18 protein-coding genes and 1 pseudogene are annotated in these 17,639 nt (G+C 70.6%); 6 read left to right on the top strand and 13 right to left on the bottom strand.

What is annotated here, in order from left to right:
* Window positions 1-27 precede the first annotated feature (27 nt).
* The 7 genes and pseudogenes from ACIQKA_RS29505 to ACIQKA_RS29475 form a co-directional block, all read right to left on the bottom strand.
* Entirely contained in the window at window positions 28-849 is an 822-nt protein-coding gene (locus tag ACIQKA_RS29505) for a DUF1295 domain-containing protein (RefSeq protein ID WP_390112942.1), read from the bottom strand.
* Complete coding sequence (locus ACIQKA_RS29500; RefSeq protein ID WP_402542923.1) at window positions 846-2,132, bottom strand: class I SAM-dependent methyltransferase; 1,287 nt, start codon at window positions 2,130-2,132, stop codon at window positions 846-848. Before ACIQKA_RS29500 ends, ACIQKA_RS29505 begins: the two co-directional genes overlap by 4 nt.
* Complete coding sequence (locus ACIQKA_RS29495; RefSeq protein WP_402542922.1) at window positions 2,129-3,463, bottom strand: class I SAM-dependent methyltransferase; 1,335 nt, start codon at window positions 3,461-3,463, stop codon at window positions 2,129-2,131. The genes ACIQKA_RS29500 and ACIQKA_RS29495 overlap by 4 nt, the downstream gene beginning before the upstream one ends.
* Window positions 3,460-4,284: a DUF1365 domain-containing protein gene (locus ACIQKA_RS29490; protein WP_402542921.1), complete on the bottom strand. Its 825-nt coding sequence runs from the start codon at window positions 4,282-4,284 to the stop codon at window positions 3,460-3,462. The genes ACIQKA_RS29495 and ACIQKA_RS29490 overlap by 4 nt, the downstream gene beginning before the upstream one ends.
* Complete coding sequence (locus ACIQKA_RS29485; protein ID WP_383432109.1) at window positions 4,281-5,540, bottom strand: NAD(P)/FAD-dependent oxidoreductase; 1,260 nt, start codon at window positions 5,538-5,540, stop codon at window positions 4,281-4,283. The genes ACIQKA_RS29490 and ACIQKA_RS29485 overlap by 4 nt, the downstream gene beginning before the upstream one ends.
* A gap of 144 nt (window positions 5,541-5,684) precedes the next feature.
* On the bottom strand, window positions 5,685-6,233 hold the full coding sequence (locus ACIQKA_RS29480; RefSeq protein ID WP_402542920.1) for an anti-sigma factor: 549 nt from the start codon (window positions 6,231-6,233) through the stop codon (window positions 5,685-5,687).
* Window positions 6,234-6,433: 200 nt separating this feature from the next.
* A pseudogene (locus tag ACIQKA_RS29475) lies at window positions 6,434-6,862 on the bottom strand (sigma-70 family RNA polymerase sigma factor); the annotation flags it as partial.
* 488 nt (window positions 6,863-7,350) lie between these two features.
* Between ACIQKA_RS29475 and ACIQKA_RS29470 the strand changes: the two are divergent.
* Complete coding sequence (locus ACIQKA_RS29470) at window positions 7,351-8,229, top strand: DUF4394 domain-containing protein (protein WP_391096913.1); 879 nt, start codon at window positions 7,351-7,353, stop codon at window positions 8,227-8,229.
* A 232-nt stretch (window positions 8,230-8,461) separates the two neighbouring features.
* Window positions 8,462-8,674 (top strand): hypothetical protein, encoded by a 213-nt coding sequence (locus tag ACIQKA_RS29465; protein ID WP_402542919.1) that lies wholly within the window; start codon window positions 8,462-8,464, stop codon window positions 8,672-8,674.
* Window positions 8,675-8,764: 90 nt separating this feature from the next.
* On the opposite strand, the gene ACIQKA_RS29460 is transcribed toward ACIQKA_RS29465, so the two are convergent.
* Both ACIQKA_RS29460 and ACIQKA_RS29455 read right to left on the bottom strand, forming a co-directional pair.
* Window positions 8,765-10,564 (bottom strand): GAF domain-containing SpoIIE family protein phosphatase, encoded by a 1,800-nt coding sequence (locus tag ACIQKA_RS29460; RefSeq protein WP_402542918.1) that lies wholly within the window; start codon window positions 10,562-10,564, stop codon window positions 8,765-8,767.
* 264 nt (window positions 10,565-10,828) lie between these two features.
* Entirely contained in the window at window positions 10,829-11,302 is a 474-nt protein-coding gene (locus ACIQKA_RS29455; RefSeq protein ID WP_402542917.1) for an ATP-binding protein, read from the bottom strand.
* Window positions 11,303-11,471: 169 nt separating this feature from the next.
* Here ACIQKA_RS29455 and ACIQKA_RS29450 point away from each other — a divergent pair, with 169 nt between their 5' ends.
* Together ACIQKA_RS29450 and ACIQKA_RS29445 are read left to right on the top strand one after the other, a co-directional pair.
* Window positions 11,472-11,861, top strand: a complete 390-nt coding sequence (locus tag ACIQKA_RS29450; RefSeq protein ID WP_402542916.1) for an STAS domain-containing protein — start codon at window positions 11,472-11,474, stop codon at window positions 11,859-11,861.
* A gap of 268 nt (window positions 11,862-12,129) precedes the next feature.
* Window positions 12,130-12,477: an STAS domain-containing protein gene (locus ACIQKA_RS29445; RefSeq protein ID WP_383432121.1), complete on the top strand. Its 348-nt coding sequence runs from the start codon at window positions 12,130-12,132 to the stop codon at window positions 12,475-12,477.
* Between the two features lie 295 nt (window positions 12,478-12,772).
* Here ACIQKA_RS29445 and ACIQKA_RS29440 read toward each other — a convergent pair whose 3' ends face one another.
* Both ACIQKA_RS29440 and ACIQKA_RS29435 read right to left on the bottom strand, forming a co-directional pair.
* Window positions 12,773-12,904 (bottom strand): STAS domain-containing protein, encoded by a 132-nt coding sequence (locus ACIQKA_RS29440; RefSeq protein ID WP_383446384.1) that lies wholly within the window; start codon window positions 12,902-12,904, stop codon window positions 12,773-12,775.
* Window positions 12,901-13,074 (bottom strand): hypothetical protein, encoded by a 174-nt coding sequence (locus tag ACIQKA_RS29435; protein WP_402542915.1) that lies wholly within the window; start codon window positions 13,072-13,074, stop codon window positions 12,901-12,903. Before ACIQKA_RS29435 ends, ACIQKA_RS29440 begins: the two co-directional genes overlap by 4 nt.
* Before the next feature lie 177 nt (window positions 13,075-13,251).
* On the opposite strand from ACIQKA_RS29435, the gene ACIQKA_RS29430 reads away from it, so the two are divergent.
* Both ACIQKA_RS29430 and ACIQKA_RS29425 read left to right on the top strand, forming a co-directional pair.
* Window positions 13,252-13,722, top strand: coding sequence for an ATP-binding protein (locus ACIQKA_RS29430; protein ID WP_402542914.1), 471 nt, complete (start codon window positions 13,252-13,254; stop codon window positions 13,720-13,722).
* 109 nt (window positions 13,723-13,831) lie between these two features.
* Window positions 13,832-15,127, top strand: coding sequence for a PP2C family protein-serine/threonine phosphatase (locus ACIQKA_RS29425; RefSeq protein ID WP_402542913.1), 1,296 nt, complete (start codon window positions 13,832-13,834; stop codon window positions 15,125-15,127).
* Window positions 15,128-15,258: 131 nt separating this feature from the next.
* On the opposite strand, the gene ACIQKA_RS29420 is transcribed toward ACIQKA_RS29425, so the two are convergent.
* Together ACIQKA_RS29420 and ACIQKA_RS29415 are read right to left on the bottom strand one after the other, a co-directional pair.
* On the bottom strand, window positions 15,259-16,059 hold the full coding sequence (locus tag ACIQKA_RS29420; RefSeq protein ID WP_383152119.1) for a hypothetical protein: 801 nt from the start codon (window positions 16,057-16,059) through the stop codon (window positions 15,259-15,261).
* Window positions 16,060-16,343: 284 nt separating this feature from the next.
* Window positions 16,344-17,297, bottom strand: a complete 954-nt coding sequence (locus ACIQKA_RS29415; protein ID WP_402542912.1) for an SGNH/GDSL hydrolase family protein — start codon at window positions 17,295-17,297, stop codon at window positions 16,344-16,346.
* Between the last annotated feature and the right edge of the window lie 342 nt (window positions 17,298-17,639).

The following is a 17,639-nucleotide window of genomic DNA, read 5'->3' as shown; positions in this document are numbered from 1 at the left end:
CGGGGCCGTCGGGGTCGGTGGTGATGGTCATCCCCCGTTCCGCTTGGAGGTCCGGCGTGGTGGCTGGGGGAGGAAACCACTGGTCCGGGCGGCGTAAGCAGCGTAACCGGGGCGGTCGGCCATGCGCTTTTCCAACAGGCGTTTGCCGCTGCCGACGGTCAGGAGCAGATTCATGACGACCGGGGAGACGAGCCCGGCCAGGGCCGTCTGCCAGGTGGTGCAGGCCAGGAGGTACAGGCCCCACCAGACGAGCGCGTCGCCGAAGTAGTTCGGATGACGGGTCCAGGCCCACAGCCCCCGGTCCATGACACGGCCGCGGTTCGCGGGGTCGGCCTTGAACCGGGCCAGTTGACGGTCTCCGACGGCCTCGAAGACCAGCCCGGCCGCCCACACGGTCACGGCGACGGCGTCAAGCGGTCCCAGCGGCGAGGGGCTGTGGGCGGCCAGCTGAACGGGCAGCGAGATCAGCCAGACGAGACCCGCCTGTGCCAGGTACACGGTGCGCAGCGCGTACCAGGTGCGGTTCCCGGACGCCTTGTCGAGGAGTTCCGTGTAGCGGGGGTCCTCGTCGTGGCCCCGGGACCGGTGGGCGATGTGCAGCGAGAGCCGCAACCCCCAGACGACGGTGGCCGAGGTGACCAGCAGCCGCCGCCCGTCGTCGCCGTGCCCGTCGGACAGGACGAAGGAGACGACGGCGACGGAGCAGAAGGCGAGGCCCCAGGCGATGTCCACGATGCGGTGCAGGCCCAGGCGCACGGCGAGGGCGAACGTGACGAGCAGGACCGCTCCCGCCGCGGCGGCCGTGGCGAGGAGGCAGGGGACGAGCGCGCCCCAGTCGGGCGGGCTCACGGCCGGCCGCCCGGCCCGTACCAGGCGGCGGGGACGGACGACACGCCCGAAGCGCCCTCACGGGTGGGCCGGACGGCGAGGACCTGGTCGACGCCCATGCGCCGCTCCGAGAACGCGAGCGAGGCGCCGACCAGGTAGAGGCGCCAGACGCGGCAGGTCGTCGTACCGACGAGCGCCTCGAACCGGGGCCACTCGGATTCGAGCCGGTCGCGCCAGGCGTCGATGGTCCGCACGTAGTGCTCGCGGACGGACTCGACGTGCCGGGCCTCGAAACCAGCGGACTCCAGCACGTCCACGGTCCTGCCGACGGGACGCATGTGCATGTCGGGGGCGATGTAGGTCTCGATGAACGGTCCCCCGCCCGGCGCGTTCGCGCCCCGGGACATCTGCTGGACGAACAGCCGGCCGCCGGGGCGCAGCGCGCCGCGCAGCTTCGCCGCGAACTCCGGGTACTCGGCGTCGCCGACGTGCTCGCCCATCTCGACGGTGGACGCCGCGTCGAAGCCCGCCGCGTCGATGTGGCGCCAGTGCCCGAGCTCGACATCCACGAGATCGGCCACGCCCTCGCGCACGCACCGGTCGACGACGAAGTCCCGCTGGGCCCGGGAGAGGGTGACGGCGGTGACGCGGACCTTGTGCTCGCGGGCCGCGTGCGCGGCGAGCGAGCCCCAGCCACAGCCGACGTCCAGCAGCCGGTCCCCGGCGCGCAGGCCGAGCTTGCGGCAGATCAACTCCGATTTGTCCCGCTGGGCGTCGGCCAGACCGTAGGAGGGGTCGTCGGGCCGGGTCCAGTACCCGCACGAGTAGGCCATCGACTCGTCGAGCAGCAGGGCGTAGAAGTCGTTGGACAGGTCGTAGTGGTGGCTGATCGCGGCCCGGTCGCGGCCCGTGGTGTGCAGACGTCCGCCGAGCCGGGCGCGACCACCGGGGCGGCGCGGCGGCGGCCCGGCCGCGCCCAGGCCCACGGCCAGGGCGCCGACCGCCGCCAGACCGGCCGGGCCCGGCCGGGCGGTCCCCTGGTCGCGGACGGCACGGCCGGCCCGGGACAGGGCCGAGGCCAGGTCCCCCTCGACGTCGAGGTCCCCGGTGACGTACGCCTCCGCCAGGCCCAGCTCGCCCGGCTGCCACAGCAGACGGCGCAGGGCGGCGGGGGAGCGGAGCGAGACGAGGGGCGCGTCGGCGGGGCCGGCCGTGCTGCCGTCCCAGGCGCGCAGCCGTACCGGGAGCGGACCGGCGACGAAGTGGCCGAGCAGTTCGGCGAGACGGTCGGCGGCGGGCCTCATCGGGGGGTCCCTTCGGTCAGGAGGATCTGGCGGACATCGAGGTAGCCGGAGCGGAAGCCGGCCTCGGAATAGGCGAGGTACAGCTCCCACATGCGTCGGAAGACGGCGTCGAAGCCGAGGGCGGCGACGTCGTCCCGCCGGGCGGTGAACCGCTCCCGCCACAGGCGCAGGGTCTCCGCGTAGTGCGGGCCGTAACCGTTGTCGGCGACGGTGCGCAGCCCGGCGGCGGCGGAGTGCTCGTCGAGGGCCTCGCGGGAGGGGATCAGTCCGCCGGGGAAGACGTACTTGCTGATCCAGGTGTGGGTGGCGGCGGTGTGCAGCATCTGCCGGTGGCCCATGGTGATGGACTGGAGGGCGATCCTGCCGCCGGGGGCGAGCGCGTCGTGCAGGGTTCGGAAGTAGGAGGGCCAGTACTCGGCCCCGACGGCCTCGATCATCTCGACGCTGACGACGGCGTCGTAGTGGCCCTCGGCGTCGCGGTAGTCGCACAGCCGGACGTCGATCCGGTCGGCCAGGCCGGCCGCCCGTACGCGCGCGCGTGCGAGATTCGCCTGCTCGTGGGAGAGGGTGAGGGTGGTGACCCGCGCGCCCCGGGCCGCGGCGCGCAGGGCGAGTTCGCCCCAGCCGGTGCCGATCTCCAGGAGCCGCGTGTCTGCGCCGACCCGGGCGAGGTCCAGGAGCCGGTCGATCTTGCGGTGCTGGGCGTCCGTCAGGGACGCGAAGCGGGCGGGGAAAGCGGGGAACAGCGCGGAGGAGTAGGTGAGGGACGGGTCGAGGAAGGTGGCGAACAGCTCGTTCGACAGGTCGTAGTGGCGGTGGACGTTCTGCCGCGCCCCGTCGGGGGTGTTGAGGTCGGCGGCCGGCCGGGACGCCACCCACAGGGACCGCAGCCGGCGCAGCGGGGCGGGCACGAGGTCGTCGACGTGCGCGGCGAGGCGGGTCAGGACCCCGGGCAGGTCGTCGCTGTCCCACTCTCCGGCCATGTAGGACTCGCCGAAACCGATAAGGCCGTCGCTGCCGATTCTGCGGTAGAAGGCGTCCGGGTCGTGCAGCGTCAGCCGGGGCGGGGACGGCGCGTCGGAGTCCACGACGACGTCGGGCGCGAGGAGCGACAGTTCCTTCAGCGCCCTCCGCACTAGATGGCGGGCGAGGGCCGTCCTGCCGGGCCGCGCCTTCGGCAGCCGGGCCACGTCCGGCCAGCGTCCGGCGTCGACGGCGTCGGTGAGTTCAGTGACGCGAACGGTCGCGGCTGGGCGGGGCTGGGCCGGCACGAAGGCAGCACGCTCCGGAACTCGGGTGCGACCTGGGGAGACCGGGGAGGGACGGTTCAAAGGAATGTGTCTTTCTGCGTGGCGTGCGGGGGGAACGGAGCGTGCGAAGGAGCCGGGGACTGCACGGAGGGGAGGGGGCACACGGCCCGGGAGGGCGGGCCGTCCGCCGGGCGGGGCTGGACGGGCAGACCGCGCAGCCACAGGCGGATGCCGTGCTGACGGATCCCGGCCCACACGGCGGCGGTCGACCACGGCCTGCGCACCGCGCACCCCAGCAGGGCGGCGACGGTGGCGGAGCGGCGGCGCCCCCGTACGGTCGCGGTGAACGGACGGCCGTCCCCGGTCCGCAGCTCCACCGCCAGCCGCAGCTCCTCGCCGGGCGGCGGCAGACACATCCGGTAGCGTCCCCCGACGCCGAAGAACGGGGAGACGTAGAAGGTCTTGTCCGCTTCGGCGGTGCCCTCGCCGTCGGGGCGGAGCAGGTAACAGTGTCGCTGCCTGTACGTGTTGTGGACCTCGGCCACCACGCACACCAGGGCGCCGGAGGCGTCGTGGCACCAGTACACGCTCAGCGGGTTGAAGACGAAGCCGAGCACCCGCGCGTGCGCGAGCATCACGACGCGCCCTCCGCCCAGGTCGACGCCGTGCTCGGCCAGGTAGGCGTCGAGACCCGCCCGGATCGAACCGGCACGGCCCGTGAAGTGGTCACGGGCGTCGAACCGGGCCAGCGGCCGGACCGGGGCGGGCAGCACCGGCAGCGCGTCGAGGTCCACGCACCACAGGTATGTGCGGTGCCGGAAGGAGTGACGTAGCGGCGCGGTGCGCGCGTGGGCGACCACGCACTCGTACAGCGCGGGCGTCGCCGGAACGGCGCCGGTCACCACCGCACTCCCAGGGACAGGGCGGCGAGCACGCCGGAACGGCAGCCGTCCTCGTGGAACCCCCAGCCGTGCCACGCGCCCGCGTACGCGGTCACTCCGGTGTTGAGCCCCGGGAGTTCCCTCTGCGCCGCGACCGAGGCCGGTGTGTAGACGGGGTGTTCGTACACCATGCGCTCCACCACCCGGTCCGGGGCGACGAGGTCGTCGCCGCCGAGGGTGACGACGTACTCGGCCCCGGCCGGCAGCCGCTGCAGGCGCCGCATGTCGTAGCTGACCCGCACCGGGTCGGTGGAGGGGTCGCAACCGGTCAGGCGATAGTTCCAGGACGCCCGGGCGCGCGGCGAGCGGGGCAGGACGGAGGTGTCGGTGTGCAGCACGGTGGGGTTGCGGGAGTACGGGAAGGCGCCGAGCACCCGCCGTTCGTCGGGGGTCGGGTCGGCGAGCATCCGCAGCGCCTGGTCGGGGTGGGTCGCAATGACGACGGCGTCGTACGCCTCGGCGACACCGTCCCGGGTGGTGACGAGCGCGCCGCGGCCGGTCCGCCGGACGGTCTCGACGGGGCTGCCGGTGAGGACGCGCTGGATGTTCTTGGCGGCGGCGGCCACGTAGGCGGCCGATCCACCGGTGACCGTCCTCCACCGCGGGGACCCGGTGACGGACAGCAGACCGTGGTGGTCGAGGAAAGCGAAGAGGTACGTGGCCGGGTAGACGAGGGCGGTGCGGGCCGGGCAGGACCACACCGCCGACACCAGCGGGAGCGCGAAGTGGCCGACGAAATAGGGGGAGAAACCGTGGTCGTGCAGGAAGTCCCCGAACGTGACGCCCGGATCTCCCCCTCGGGCCAGCAGGCGCCGGGCCGCGCGGTGGAAGAAGGGGACCTCGGCGAGGAGTCGCAGGTAACGGCCGCGCAGGGCGCCGCGCGAGGCGAACAGGCCGGCGGGTCCGCGGGCGCCCGCGTACTCCAGCGCGCAGCCGTCGCACCGCACCGACATGCTCATCTCGGCGTCCTGTGTGGCAACGCCCAGCTCGTCGAAGAGGCGCAGCAGGGTCGGGTAGGTGCGCTCGTTGTGGACGATGAAACCGGAGTCCACGAATACCGACCTGCCCCCGGGCCCGGCCAGTTCCCGGGTGTGGGCGTGGCCGCCGAGACGTCCGTCCGCCTCGTACAGGGTCACCTCGCGGGCGGAAGAGAGAAGATGGGCGGCGGTCAGCCCCGCCACCCCGGCGCCGACCACTGCCACCTTGCGTTGCCCCACACGACTCTCCCGCCACCCGACACGCCGCGACCGCGGCACGATTCCCCCGTACTTCGCAACCGCCGGGCGGACGGATTGGGTGATGACCCGGAAAAGACCGCAGTGGGCCGCCCGCGGGGCAGGCCGCACGGCCGCGTCGGCGGGTCAGGTGGAGAGGGACATCAGGAGCAGCGGGGTGGTGGTGGGCCGGGGTGATCCGCCGACTGGTTCGACGGTGAGTCCGACTGCTTTCGCACCGGTGGTGTCGCCGTCGATGAGGACGGTGCCGTCGTTGTGGATGAATCCGGCCGGCCGCATGGTGCCGTCGTGGCTCAGCCACAGCTGGTAGGTCTTGCCGGGAGCGGGCACGGGCAGACCGGCGGCGGTGAACACGGTCTTCTTCTGCCGGTTGGAAGAGGTGACCGCGGTGAGAGCGCCGTTGCTGGTCTCTCCGTAGGTCGTCCGTGCGTCGGGGGCCGTCAGAACGGTACTGAGGTCACCGAGGTGTTGTGCGGTCCGACGAGCCAGCTGCCGGAGGTCCTCGTTCTCCTGTTGCTGCCAGAGGGCCCGGCCGAACAGTGCCACGACCCCGGCCACACGGGCGGCCGGGGCGAAGAACAGTCCCCTGCGCTGCAGACCACCGTCCCTGCCTTCCCTCGACGTGCCCGCGGTGAGCCGTGGCGGCAGCTGGCGTACCCCGTCGATCGCGGACATCGTCCGCTGTTTCATCGCTGGGCGCGGCGCCTGGGACGCGGCTGCTGCCAGACGTGCTGCCGTGGCCTGGAACTCGGCGACCTCATGTTTGCACTCGGCGCAGGCCCTGAGATGCTCGTCGAACGCCTGGCGTTCCAGCGGGGCCACCGCGTCAAGGGCATGGGCGGCTGCGAGGCCATGAACGTCGTGGTGGGGCTGTTTCACGTGGTCACCCCCATGCAGTCGCGGAGCTTGATGAGCCCGTCGCGCATGCGTGTTTTGATGGTGGGAAGCGGAGCATGCAGGACTTCGGCGACTTCACGGTAAGTCAGGCCTTGGTAGTAGGCCAGGGTCACGGCTTGGCGCTGGATCTCGGTCAGACCGCGCAGACAGCGCCGGACCTGTTCGCTTTCCAGCCGGGTTTCGACCCGCTCGGCGACCTCGTCGAAGGCAGGAGAATGTTCACGGGCGGCCCGGACCTGGTCGCGCTCGGCGGTCGCCTGCGCGGAACGCACCCGATCCACAGCACGTCGGTGGGCGATCGTCGCGGCCCACGTGCTGACGCTCCCGGCGTCGCGCCGGTAGCGGGCGGCCCGTCGCCACAATTCGATCATCACTTCTTGGGAGACCTCTTCGGACTGCGCCCGATCACCCCGCTTCCACGACGGCCTCGCGGTCCTGGCCGATCGAGCGCCCGGCACCCGTCGCCGACCGGTGCCGGCACCCGCCCGGCACAGGCACCAAGGCCCCGCGCCACAAGACACCGGTGCGCCGGCCCACACGCTTCTGCTCCTGAGCCTTCGTACCGCCGCCCAGGCGTCACCGGTGACCGGTTGGCCACGGTGACAGGTCGCCGACGGTTTCCCCGGTTCCCGGGCCGTCGACAGGGTGCATTCGTGGCCGGTCCGGAAACGGATTGCCCCGCAGGACGGCCACACCCGTTCGAAGTAGACACCCGAGCGGGAGAGCCACCCTCTTCACTGGCCGGTCACCATGCAGATCGATCTATTAAAAACACTGTTGCGGGCTATTCGAGTGGTTCGGGGCCTCGGTACCGATCCTGAGCAGGCAGCAGCACCGAAGGACGTGCGGACCGGCCTCGAAGGAGGCGGGCCGCCGACCGATCGGAGTTTTTCTCGTGCGCATTCGACTCGCCGCGACCGCTGTCGCCGCCGCTGCGGTGGCCGCCTCCCTGATCACCCCTGTCCTGGCGTCGGCGAAGGCCGGCGGCGATCCGTTCGGACCGCGGGGCCGGGCCGCGCACCACGACCTGATCGGCGTCGGGCTGACCTCCGACCAGCGCCTGGTCGGCTTCGGCGTCCACGACCCGGCCGACACCTGGTCGCTGGGCAAGGTCAGCGGCCTGAAGGGCGACGGCAGGATCGTCGGGATCGACTTCCGTGTCCAGAACGGCAAGCTCTACGGCGTCGGTGACAAGGGCGGCATCTACACCCTCAGCGACAAGGCCGCGGCGGTGAAGGTCTCGCAGCTGACCGTCGCCCTCCAGGGCCGGTACTTCGGAGTGGACTTCAATCCGGCCGCCAACCGTCTGCGGGTCGTCAGCGACACCGGTCAGAACCTGCGCCACAACATCGACGACCCGGCCGCTCCGAAGACGACCACCGCCGACGGCACGCTCACCAACCCCACCACGCCCCCGTCCACCGCGATGGGCGTGACCGGAGCGGCGTACACCAACAACGACCTCGACGCGGCGACCGCGACCACGCTGTTCGACGTCGACACCGCCAACGATCGCGTCTCGCTGCAGTCGCCTGCCAACGCCGGCACCCTCGCGCCGACCGGCGGCCTCGGTGTGAACGCCGGTCCCTCGGCCGGTTTCGACATCCACTACAAGGCCTCCGACGGCACCAACCACGGCTTCGCGGCCCTGAACACCGAAAACAAGCAGCGCTTCTACGAGGTCGACCTCCTCACCGGGAAGGCCACCCTCGTCGGCGCCTTCCCGACGGCCCGCCAGGTCGTCGACATCGCCCTCCCCCTCAACCAGCGCTGACCGGTGTTCACGCCGGGAGCGAGGCCTCCTCGCCCGCTCCCGGCCCGCCCCGGCCCCAAGTCCCCGACGAAGGCCGGCAGATCACCTGGGTACCCGGCCTCGAGGTACGCCGTGAACCGGGAAGGCCCGAGACGCGCCTCTTTGGCCGGCAAGGACTTCTGCAGCCTTCTCTGATCTGCTGCTTCCCTGACGCGCAGGCCGGGTACGACAGAGAGAGCTCCGCCGTTCACCCGTGGACCTGGTGGAGAACTTCCACGAGAGCGTCTTCCCCGACGAACGCTTTCACGACGGCATACCCGGTGTCCTGGTCCGGCCGATCACCTGCGTGGGCACCTACACCCGCATGGCGAAGGACCGCACCGAGAACCTCGTCGTCTTCACTCGCCTCGTCGCCTCGTCGCCTCTGCCCGGCACCGGGCTCCCGCCCCCGCCGAACCGGCCATGACGGGTCAGAAGGACAGCCGGGCGCCGGCGGCGGTGTGCAGCCGCAGGCTGCCGGCCGAGGGTTTTGGTTTCGCGGCGACAGCAGACGTCGTCATGGCCGGTGCGTGGTGGCAGTGCTCTCTCCGGCTGCCGCCGGGGGGATGCGCAGGGCGAGGAGGGCCATGTCGTCCTGGGCGTCGTCTCCGACGAGACGGCCTGTGAGGGTCTTCAGCAACTGCTCCAGGGGCAGCTCGGTGCCTTCGGCCAGCAGGCGGGCAGCCGCGTCGACGTGTGCGAACAGGTCGACGCCGGGGTGCTCTACCAGGCCGTCTGTGTACAGCAGCAGCAGGCTGCCCGGCGCCAGCAGGCGGTGGTGCTCGGTCCGTTCTCCGCAGTTCAGACCGGGGAAGAGCATGATGCCGTGCTGGTCGAGGCGTTCCACGGTGCCGTCGGGGAGGGCGAGGAGAGGAGGCAGGTGTCCGGCGTTGGTCCAGGTCAGTTCCCAAAAGCCGTCGTCCGCTTCGGGGCGGGGGGACAGATGGGCGTGGACGAGGGTGCCGCTGGCGCCGAGGCCGAGGTGGGTGTTGGCGTGCTCGAAGGCGCTGACGGCCCGGGCGGGACCGTGGTCGGCGTGGTCGAGGTCGGCCTGGCGCAGCATGTTGCGGACCTGCCCCATAAGGGTGGCGGCCTTCATGTCGTGGCCGGTGATGTCGCCGACGGAGACGGCCAGGACTCCGCCGGAGACGGAGTTCCCCCCGACTCCGGCGGCGGGGAGCTCATAGGCGTCGTACCAGTCGCCCCCCACCAGATCGTCGGAAGCGGCCGGCCGGTACAGGGCCGCCAGCTCCAGACCGGGAACCTCGGGGAGCGTGGTGAGCAGCGCCTCCTGCATCTGCCGGGCGGCTTTGACGCGGTTGTCCACGAACAGGGCCCGTTCCACGGCCCGGGCGGTGTAGCCGGCCAGGACGGTGAGCACGGTCTGCTCCAGGACGTCGATCTCGTGGTGGTGGTCCCAGCCCAGGACCAGGGTGCCCAGCGGGATGACCGTGCCCGGCAGCGGCACACACACCGCGCTGCGCAGCCCCAGGCTGGTGAACACCTCCGCCGCTTCCGGGGCGTAGTCCCGCCGCAGTTCCTCCAGGCCGTCCACTTTGATCGTCCGGTTTTCGCGGGCGGCTCGCGCGGTCGGCCAGGCGGCGTCGAGACCGTAGTTCTCATAGGCGCGTTCCATGGGAGCGGCGCCCGTGGAATCGACCAGGCGTCGCAGCCTGCCCCTGTCCTCGGCGAGCACCAGGCCGACGTAGACGGGTTTGAGGTCGCTGCTGATCAGATCACGCACCTGTTGGCGGACGTCGGCGAGCCCGGTGGTGTCGGCCAGCGTTCCCGCCGCCTTGAGCAGGAGCTGCGAGCGGTCCAGCGCAGTGCGGTAGCGGGCGGCGGCCTCACCTGCCCGGATCCGGGCCCCTTCCATGTCGGCAAGGGCGCGCTCGCGCTGCTTGGAGACGATCCGCAGCCGCAGCTCCGCGCTGCACGCGGCCGCCAGGTCTTCGAGCAGGCCGAGCTCGCGTGCACTCCACTGCCGGGGCCGAGTGTCGATCGCGCACAGCGACCCCAGCACGTGACCGTCCATGTCGACCAGCGGCATCCCCGCGTAGCCGACCACCCCCAGATCAGGGATGGCCAGGCTGCCGCAGGTCAGCGGTTCCTCACGGGCATCGGCCAGCACCAGCGGCTCTCCCGAGGCCACGACGTGCTGACACAGCGAGTGGGTCAGCGGTGTCTGCCGCGCCTGCGCCCACGGCTCGCCCAGACCCACCATGCCCGGGAACACCTGCCGCTCGCGCTCCACCAGCGACACCAGCGCCACCGGAACGCCGACCAGCTCGGTCACCAGACGCGCGAACCGGTCCATCCCCGCATCCGCCGCAGCCGTCAGCCCCGTCTCCCGCAGCGCAGTCAGCCTGCCGGGACCTCTCCCGTTCGGCAACGAGCCGCTGCCACCCGACCTCGTCACACTCACTCCCGAAGAACGCCCACAGGACCGGAACACTTGTCCTGTGGCAACAATAAACTCGACTCGAAGTCGTACGACGTCCCCCTGCCGCAGGAGCCAGAACACCGCAGCGGGAGCGAAGCCCGCAGCAGGATACGGATCCTGGGGGAGCCGACCGGCGCGTTACGGGCAAGACCCGGTGAGGGTGTCGTCCGCGTCGTCGGTGAGGGCTATACGGACGGTGACGCTCTTGCCGGCCGGTTCTTGCCGCATCTCGAAGAAGCGAGCGATGATCTTGACGATCTCCAGGCCGTGCTGGCCCGCGCGCGCCGCATCGGCGCCACGGGGCACCGGCAGAGACGGCTCGGAGTCCCGCACCACGATCTCCACCGCGTCCCCCACGATGCGCAGGCTCATCAGTGCCGGACCCGGCGCGTACTTGTGGACGTTGGTGACCAGCTCACTGACTGCGAGCTGCGCGAGCTCCACCCCCCGCTGCGAGATGGACAGCCCGTGTTCGGCCCGCGCCTTCACGAGGAAGCCGGCGGTGAGGTGACGGGCCTGGGCGATGCGGGAGCCGTCCCCGTCCAGATCCAGGGCTGTCGTCACCCCGGGGACATGCTCATACGGCTCGGCGCTGTCTTCAGCCTCGGACATCGATCCCGCCATACCGCCTTCAGCGTTCCCTTCACAAACCCTCGAACGTCTGCCCGTACCAGCTCGTCTGATGCTACGCATACGCATGAGCCACATCACATCCGTGCGTCCTCCGTTCCGCAGCGGCCAGAACGCCGGATGAAGGTCCAGGTATGCCAATATCACCCGCATGGCAGAGGCACAGGCACAGGCACAGACAGCCGGCACCGAGCAGGCCGGACAGGACGACAGGCTGTCGGTCGTGACCACCACCATCGAAGGCATCCGCGTAGTGACGCTCTCCGGAGAGATCGACCACCACACCGGCGATCTTCTCCGTCAGGCACTGGACGTCCGTGCCGACGCCCCTTCCCGCGTAGTGGCAGACATGCAGCAGGTGACCTTCATGGACTCCAGCGGCATCAACATCCTCATCACCGCCCACAGCGCCCTCGCCGGGGCCGACGGCTGGCTGCGCCTGGCCGCACCCCACGGCGCGGTCATGCGCACCCTGCAGATCGTCGGCGTCGACACCGTCATCGACTGCCGGGAAAACGTGCAGCACTCCCTCGGCGACTGACCACTGCACACACCTGCCTCAAGTCGGGCGAGAGCACCTGTCTGCGGGAAAGACCAAGCCGGAACATCGTCCGCTCCGAAGCATGAACCGAAGGGCGTGTTTTCCTGACCGGGACAGGCAGACCGCTGACGCGGACAGTCCTCTCGTCAAGGCTTGACCGCTCCCTTTGCCAAGGAGATCTGCTGCTCGGGACGAGAGACCGCGATGGCACTGCGTCCAACGCGCCGAGAGGCTTGTACCGCCCGTACTGCTCGCCCTGGAGGAACAGGTGACCGCTTCCCTTTTGACCGTGGCCCGCCACGCTCACCCCTCCGGCGCCGACGTGGTGAAGGTAGGGGGAGAACTCGATCAGCACACCTCGCCTCACCTCACCGAAGTACTCGAGGGCGTTCACCTGACACCCGGCACCACACTGGTGGTCGACCTGAGCGGGCTGATGTACTGCGACTCCACCGGCCTGACCGTGCTCATCGGCCTCTACCAGCGCAGCGAGGCGGCCGGAGCACCGCTGGTTCTCGCGGGCCTGGAGAAAGAGCTGCTGCGGATCTTCCGCGTTACCGGCCTCGATGAGTTGTTCACCCTCCGCGCAACCGTCGAAGAGGCACTCGCTCTCTGACCCCTCACTGATCACAAAGAAGACCGGAACCGCCAAGGGCAAGACAGCCGAAGATACCGGCCCCGTCCGCCGGCTTTGAACAGACCGATACAGGACGAGGCCGAACCGAAGCCGGGCCCTGTCGGTACCGCCTGTGCCCTGTCCTCACCCCGCCTGAACCGCCCGGCACAACAAGAGAGCGGCTGCCCGGATCTTTCCAGGGCAGCCGCCCCGTCGTGACCGCGCCGGGGTTCGTGTCAGGCGTTCAGGGCGTCTTCCAGGGCGGGGCGGCAGGGAGTGACGGCGTCGACGCCGATCAGGACCAGCACACGCAGGACGGCTTCCTGGGGGCGACGATGCTCAGCCGACCGTGCGGGTCCTTCAGGTGCTGGTGGGCGGAGATGAGGACGTCGATGCCGCTGGAGTCCATGAAGCTCGCTCCGCTCATGTCCGCCACGACCCGCGGGGCTGTTCCCTCGCCGGGCAGCAGGGCGTCGCCCAGATGTCCTTGCCGGTGTGGTCGATCTCGCCGTGCAGGGTGACGACGCGGACGCCGTCGACCGTGCGGTGCGTCGCGGACAGGCGGCTCGACAGGTCAACTTGTTCGTGGCCGCTCATCGTCTCCTCGATCAGCACTTACGCTTGTCCCGGGACGAGAGCGTGCGCCGACGATTCTGCCCCACCACACATGCCGCCCACACCCGCACGACCACCCCGGTCAGCCCGTATCGCGTAGGGATCAGACGGGCGGGTAACCACGCCGGGCGGGTGGCAACGAAGGCGAGGCCAGACCCAGTGCAACCCCCTGATGACAGTGAGGGCGAGAATGCTGCCCGGCCTCTGCCGGACGGGTACCTGATACACGCCGGCTACGCCTTCGACGGCGACGCTCGCTGCATCGCAGACGCCCGCCACCACGACACCGCCTTCCTGAACAAGGCCCGCGCCGAGCACCACCTGACGGTCTCGGACCGCGCCAAGGACCTCACCGCGCTCGTCGTGAGCGAACGGGTCACCAACGTCCTCAAATACGCCCCCGGGCCGGTCCTGATGGAGCTGCGCGCCACTGCCGAGGTGGTGGATGCCGTGGTGTGGGACAGCGACCCCGCCCTCCCCACCCCCAGGGCGCCTGATCCGGGCCGGATCGGGCAGCACGGCATGGAGATCGTCAAAGCCGCCACCGGGGCACTGTTCGTCGAGCAGGAGCCGGTCGGCAAGTGCATCACCGCCCGCCTGGCCCTGACCGATACCCCCACTCTGGCGTAGAAGACCGGCCGGGAACGTCCGTGGTGGCCCCGGCCGAGCCTTCCCGACACCGGGTGAATACCGACAAGGCGGGGTGGTGGATGCGGCCGGTTCGGGGAACGTGCTGGTGATGGACGAGTTCGATGTGGATGAGGTGCTGCGGCAGGGGCTGGACCGGCTGACGCTGCTGGCGGAGGTGTCGACGGCGTTGTCGAGCACGCTGGACGCGGACAAGGCGATGGCCCGGGTGTGCCGGATCGCGGTGCCGGCGCTGGCCGACTGGTGCGTGATCGACCTCGTCGAACCGTCCCGGAAGATGCGGCGGGCCTGTGCGACCCACCGCGAGCCCGAGACCCTGCCCGCCGCGGGAGTGCTCGGCGTGCTCCCGGCGATGCCGTCGGACGCCGGTGATCCGGTGGCACGGGTCCTGCGCGGTGCCGGACCCCTCCTGCTGACCCCGGCCGATCTCAAGGCCATGAGCGAGGATCGAAGACAAGCCCGGCACCTGGAGCTGTTCGACCGGCTGGGCACGACCAGCGCGATCGTCGCGCCGCTGCGGGCCCGCCGCCAGGTCCTGGGCGTGATGACCCTGGCCTGCACCGGCGACCGCGACCCCTACACCCCCGACGACCTCGCCCTCGCGGACGACCTGGCCCACCGCATCGCCCTCTCGCTGGACAACGCCCATCTGCACGCCGAGACCCAACACATCGCCGAACGCCTCCAGCGCTCTCTGCTGCCCACCCTCCCCGACACCGGCGAAATCCAGCTCGCGGCCCGCTACGCGCCTTCCTCCACCACCGCCGAGGTCGGCGGCGACTGGTACGACAGCTTCACCCTGCCCAACGGGCACCTCGCCCTGATCATCGGCGATGTCACCGGACACGACCTGCGCGCCGCCGTCCGCATGAGCCAGCTTCGCAACATGCTCCGAGGCATCGCCTGCGACCGCCAGGAACCCCCCGGCCACATCCTGCGCCGCCTCGACCTGGCCCAGCAGACCCTCTACACCAACGCCACCGCCACCTGCACCTACGCCGTCCTGGAAACCACCGACGACGGCACACGGCAGTTGCACTACGCCCAGGCCGGCCACCCCTCACCCCTGGTGATCAGCCCCGAGGGCGACACCCGCTTCCTCGACGAGGGCCGCAGCCTCATGCTCGGCATCACCACCCTGCCCTCCAGGCCCGACGCCACCACCATCCTCGAACCGGGCAGCACCCTCCTGTTCTACACCGACGGCCTGATCGAACGCCGCGGCGAGACCCTCGACCACGGCCTGACCCGCCTGCGCCAGCACGCCGCTGCCCTGGCCCGCCAGCCCCTTGAGGAGATGTGCGACGAACTGCTCACCGGCCTTGCCGCCGACCACACCGACGACATCGCCCTCCTCGCCCTGCGCCTGCCACCGGCGGGGTGTTGAACGTATGGGGGCGCTCTGAGCAACAAGGGCCTGCCGGTTTCCTCCTTTCCGGCGGGTTCTCGGAGGCTGAAACGGCCCGCACCGGATTGGTGCGGGCCGTCTCGGCGTCCGGGTGGTGAGGACGGCGCGTGTCAGGCGTTCTTGCGGTTGCCCTGGTCGTCGCAGGGCAGGTCGCCGGTCTGGTGGTTGGCGAGGTAGTCGCGGGTGGCCTGGCGTTCGATTTCGGTGATGGCGGTGGGTTCGATGTTGATGATGCCGCCGAAGGGGCGGTCGACGTCGCGGATGATGCACAGCGTGGTGGTCAGCAGGGCGGTGATGACCACGAGGGTGATGATCTGGCCGCGGTTGTTGCGCCTGGGCAGGCAGATGCCGAGGGCCATGACGGTGATGACCAGGGTGGCGAGCAGGAACCAGAGGATGGCGCTGGGGATGCTGGCGGTGGCCTGGGTCAGGCGTTCCTCGCGTTCCTCGGAGCGCTTGTTGTCGGCGGCCACCAGCATGCCGAAGACCGGCTTGCCCTCGACCTGGCGAAAGACGCGGCGCATGTCGGTGGACCAGACGCTGGGGGCGGTCGAGCCGTTGCCGTCGGCCATGGCGGGCCATTCCTGGGTGCGCACGGCGCGGGCGTAGCAGACGGCGTCGGCCTGGATCTCGGCCTTCTGGGCGGCGGGGGCGTATTCGGCGGCCTCGACGAGCTGGTCGACGGCTTTGGCTTCGCCGCGGGAGGCGACCTCGGCCTTGCCGTAGGAGCCGTTGGCGGTGACCAGGACGAAGGCGAGCAGCAGCACGGTCAGGGTGAGCAGGGGGCCGACGAGGTCCTTGACGGCCATGCCGGTGTCGTCGTCCTCGCTCAGCAGACGGGGCCGCAGGAAGCGGTTGGCGGCCAGGCCGCCGAGCAGGGCCAGGACGGCGACGACGATGATGAGGGCCATGGACGGCCACCTCCCAGTGGAATCGGCAGGGCCCCGGGCAGAAAAGGGGGGCGCTGTGGCCATGTCCCGCGCTGCGCACGGCGCTGAACTGCGGAAATGTTTCTTCGCCTTCGAACGAGCGACCCGTTTGAGCTGATGGGCTCTCTCCCGGCGATACGCGGCCCTTGCGTGGAGGCCGCGCCGGCCACAACCGCTTGCGTATAGGGGCTGTACGAAGAACTGGCCTCCGGCTGTTGCCGGAGGCCAGTGGGTCGAGAACGCCGGGGTCGGTGGCGTGAGCTGTCTCAGCTGATGGTGTTCAGCATGGCTTCTTCGACGTGGTCGGCGGCGTTGCGGTGGCCGAGGGCGTTGGGGTGGACGAAGGAGAGCTGGTCGGGGAGGGTGACGAAGCCTTCGACCCACTTGGAGTCGTCGCAGACGCTGTGGTTGCGTGAGGAGTCGTAGAGGTCGACGAAGCTGGCGGCGTCCTGGGTGCCGGTGGAGTTGTTGATGGCCCTGTTCAGGGGCTCCAGGACGTCCTCGCGCAGCCAGTCCAGGTCGCCCGGGGTGACGGTGCCGAACTGCGTCAGGTCGCCGTAGGTGCAGCTGGAGGCGTCCTGGGGGACGACCGCGGGGTAGCCGACGGCCAGGATCCTGGCGTGCGGGGCCCGCTTGTGGAGCACTTCGAGCATCCGGTCGTACTCGCGGCGCACCTTCTTCAGCCGCTCCGGCACGCCTCCGCTCAGGGCGTCCTTGCACGGGGTGCCCTTTCCGTCGCTCTCGCCGCCCAGCTTCGCGCACTGGGTGAGGAAGTCGGCGAAGCCGAGGGTGTTGCCGCCGGCGCCGACGGTGATGACGTCGGTGTCGGGGCCCACGGCCTCGGACTGCGGGGGCACGGCGGGGAAGGGGTGGTCGGGGTCTTCGGAGAAGGGCGGGAAGTGACGTCCGATCGGCTCCTGTGCCTCGTCGGTGACGTTCTCGATGGTGGCGGCGCCGCAGCTGATGTTGGTCAGCTCGAAGAGGCCGCCGAGGTCGCGGTCGATGACCTGCGGGTAGGACCGGTCGGTGCGTTCGCAGCCGTCGCGCGGGACTTCGAAGACGTTACCCGCGGCGCGGATGACCCCGGCGGTGTAGGAGTCACCCAGGGCGACCCACTGATACTCCTCAGCCGCGCCGGCGGACTGGGCGGGGGCCAGAGCGCCGGCGGCGAGTGCTGCGGCCGAGCACAGCAGGGTCAGGCGGGTACGGAAGCGTGCCACGGATCCTCCAGGGATGCGGTGTCGACATCGCTACGACCGTACGGATCGCGTAACGCAGAGCACTAGATCCAATGCGGACAGTTACCTATGTGTGGTGGAGGCATACCTGTGTGGGGGACGGCGGCTCAGCGTGTCGACCACTTACTCTCCACCGATGAACATTTCGGAGCGGGACCTGCACGGCGCCGGTCTGCCTCCTGACCGGCTACAGGGGACCTGCTGAGCACGCACCTTCTTGAGGGCTGTCCTGTTCCCGATCAAAGAGCGTGTCGTCACACGCTGACCGGGTTGGAAGGATCGACGCCGCTGCCGTCCTGACCCTTACTGAGATTGAACCCGTGA

The sequence above is a fragment of the Streptomyces sp. NPDC092045 genome, from assembly GCF_044756005.1.
Classification (GTDB): domain Bacteria; phylum Actinomycetota; class Actinomycetes; order Streptomycetales; family Streptomycetaceae; genus Streptomyces.
This window is presented reverse-complemented; position numbering and strand designations above follow the sequence as displayed.

Coding starts and splice junctions, on each gene's coding strand:
- ACIQKA_RS29455 (WP_402542917.1), bottom strand. CDS start 11,302: ATGTCCGAGGCTGAAGACAGCGCCGAGCCGTATGAGCATGTCCCCGGG.
- ACIQKA_RS29440 (WP_383446384.1), bottom strand. CDS start 12,904: ATGAGCGGAGCGAGCTTCATGGACTCCAGCGGCATCGACGTCCTCATC.
- ACIQKA_RS29425 (WP_402542913.1), top strand. CDS start 13,832: ATGGACGAGTTCGATGTGGATGAGGTGCTGCGGCAGGGGCTGGACCGG.
- ACIQKA_RS29480 (WP_402542920.1), bottom strand. CDS start 6,233: ATGTCCGCGATCGACGGGGTACGCCAGCTGCCGCCACGGCTCACCGCG.
- ACIQKA_RS29435 (WP_402542915.1), bottom strand. CDS start 13,074: ATGAGCGGCCACGAACAAGTTGACCTGTCGAGCCGCCTGTCCGCGACG.
- ACIQKA_RS29500 (WP_402542923.1), bottom strand. CDS start 2,132: ATGAGGCCCGCCGCCGACCGTCTCGCCGAACTGCTCGGCCACTTCGTC.
- ACIQKA_RS29420 (WP_383152119.1), bottom strand. CDS start 16,059: ATGGCCCTCATCATCGTCGTCGCCGTCCTGGCCCTGCTCGGCGGCCTG.
- ACIQKA_RS29450 (WP_402542916.1), top strand. CDS start 11,472: ATGGCAGAGGCACAGGCACAGGCACAGACAGCCGGCACCGAGCAGGCC.
- ACIQKA_RS29460 (WP_402542918.1), bottom strand. CDS start 10,564: ATGGACCGGTTCGCGCGTCTGGTGACCGAGCTGGTCGGCGTTCCGGTG.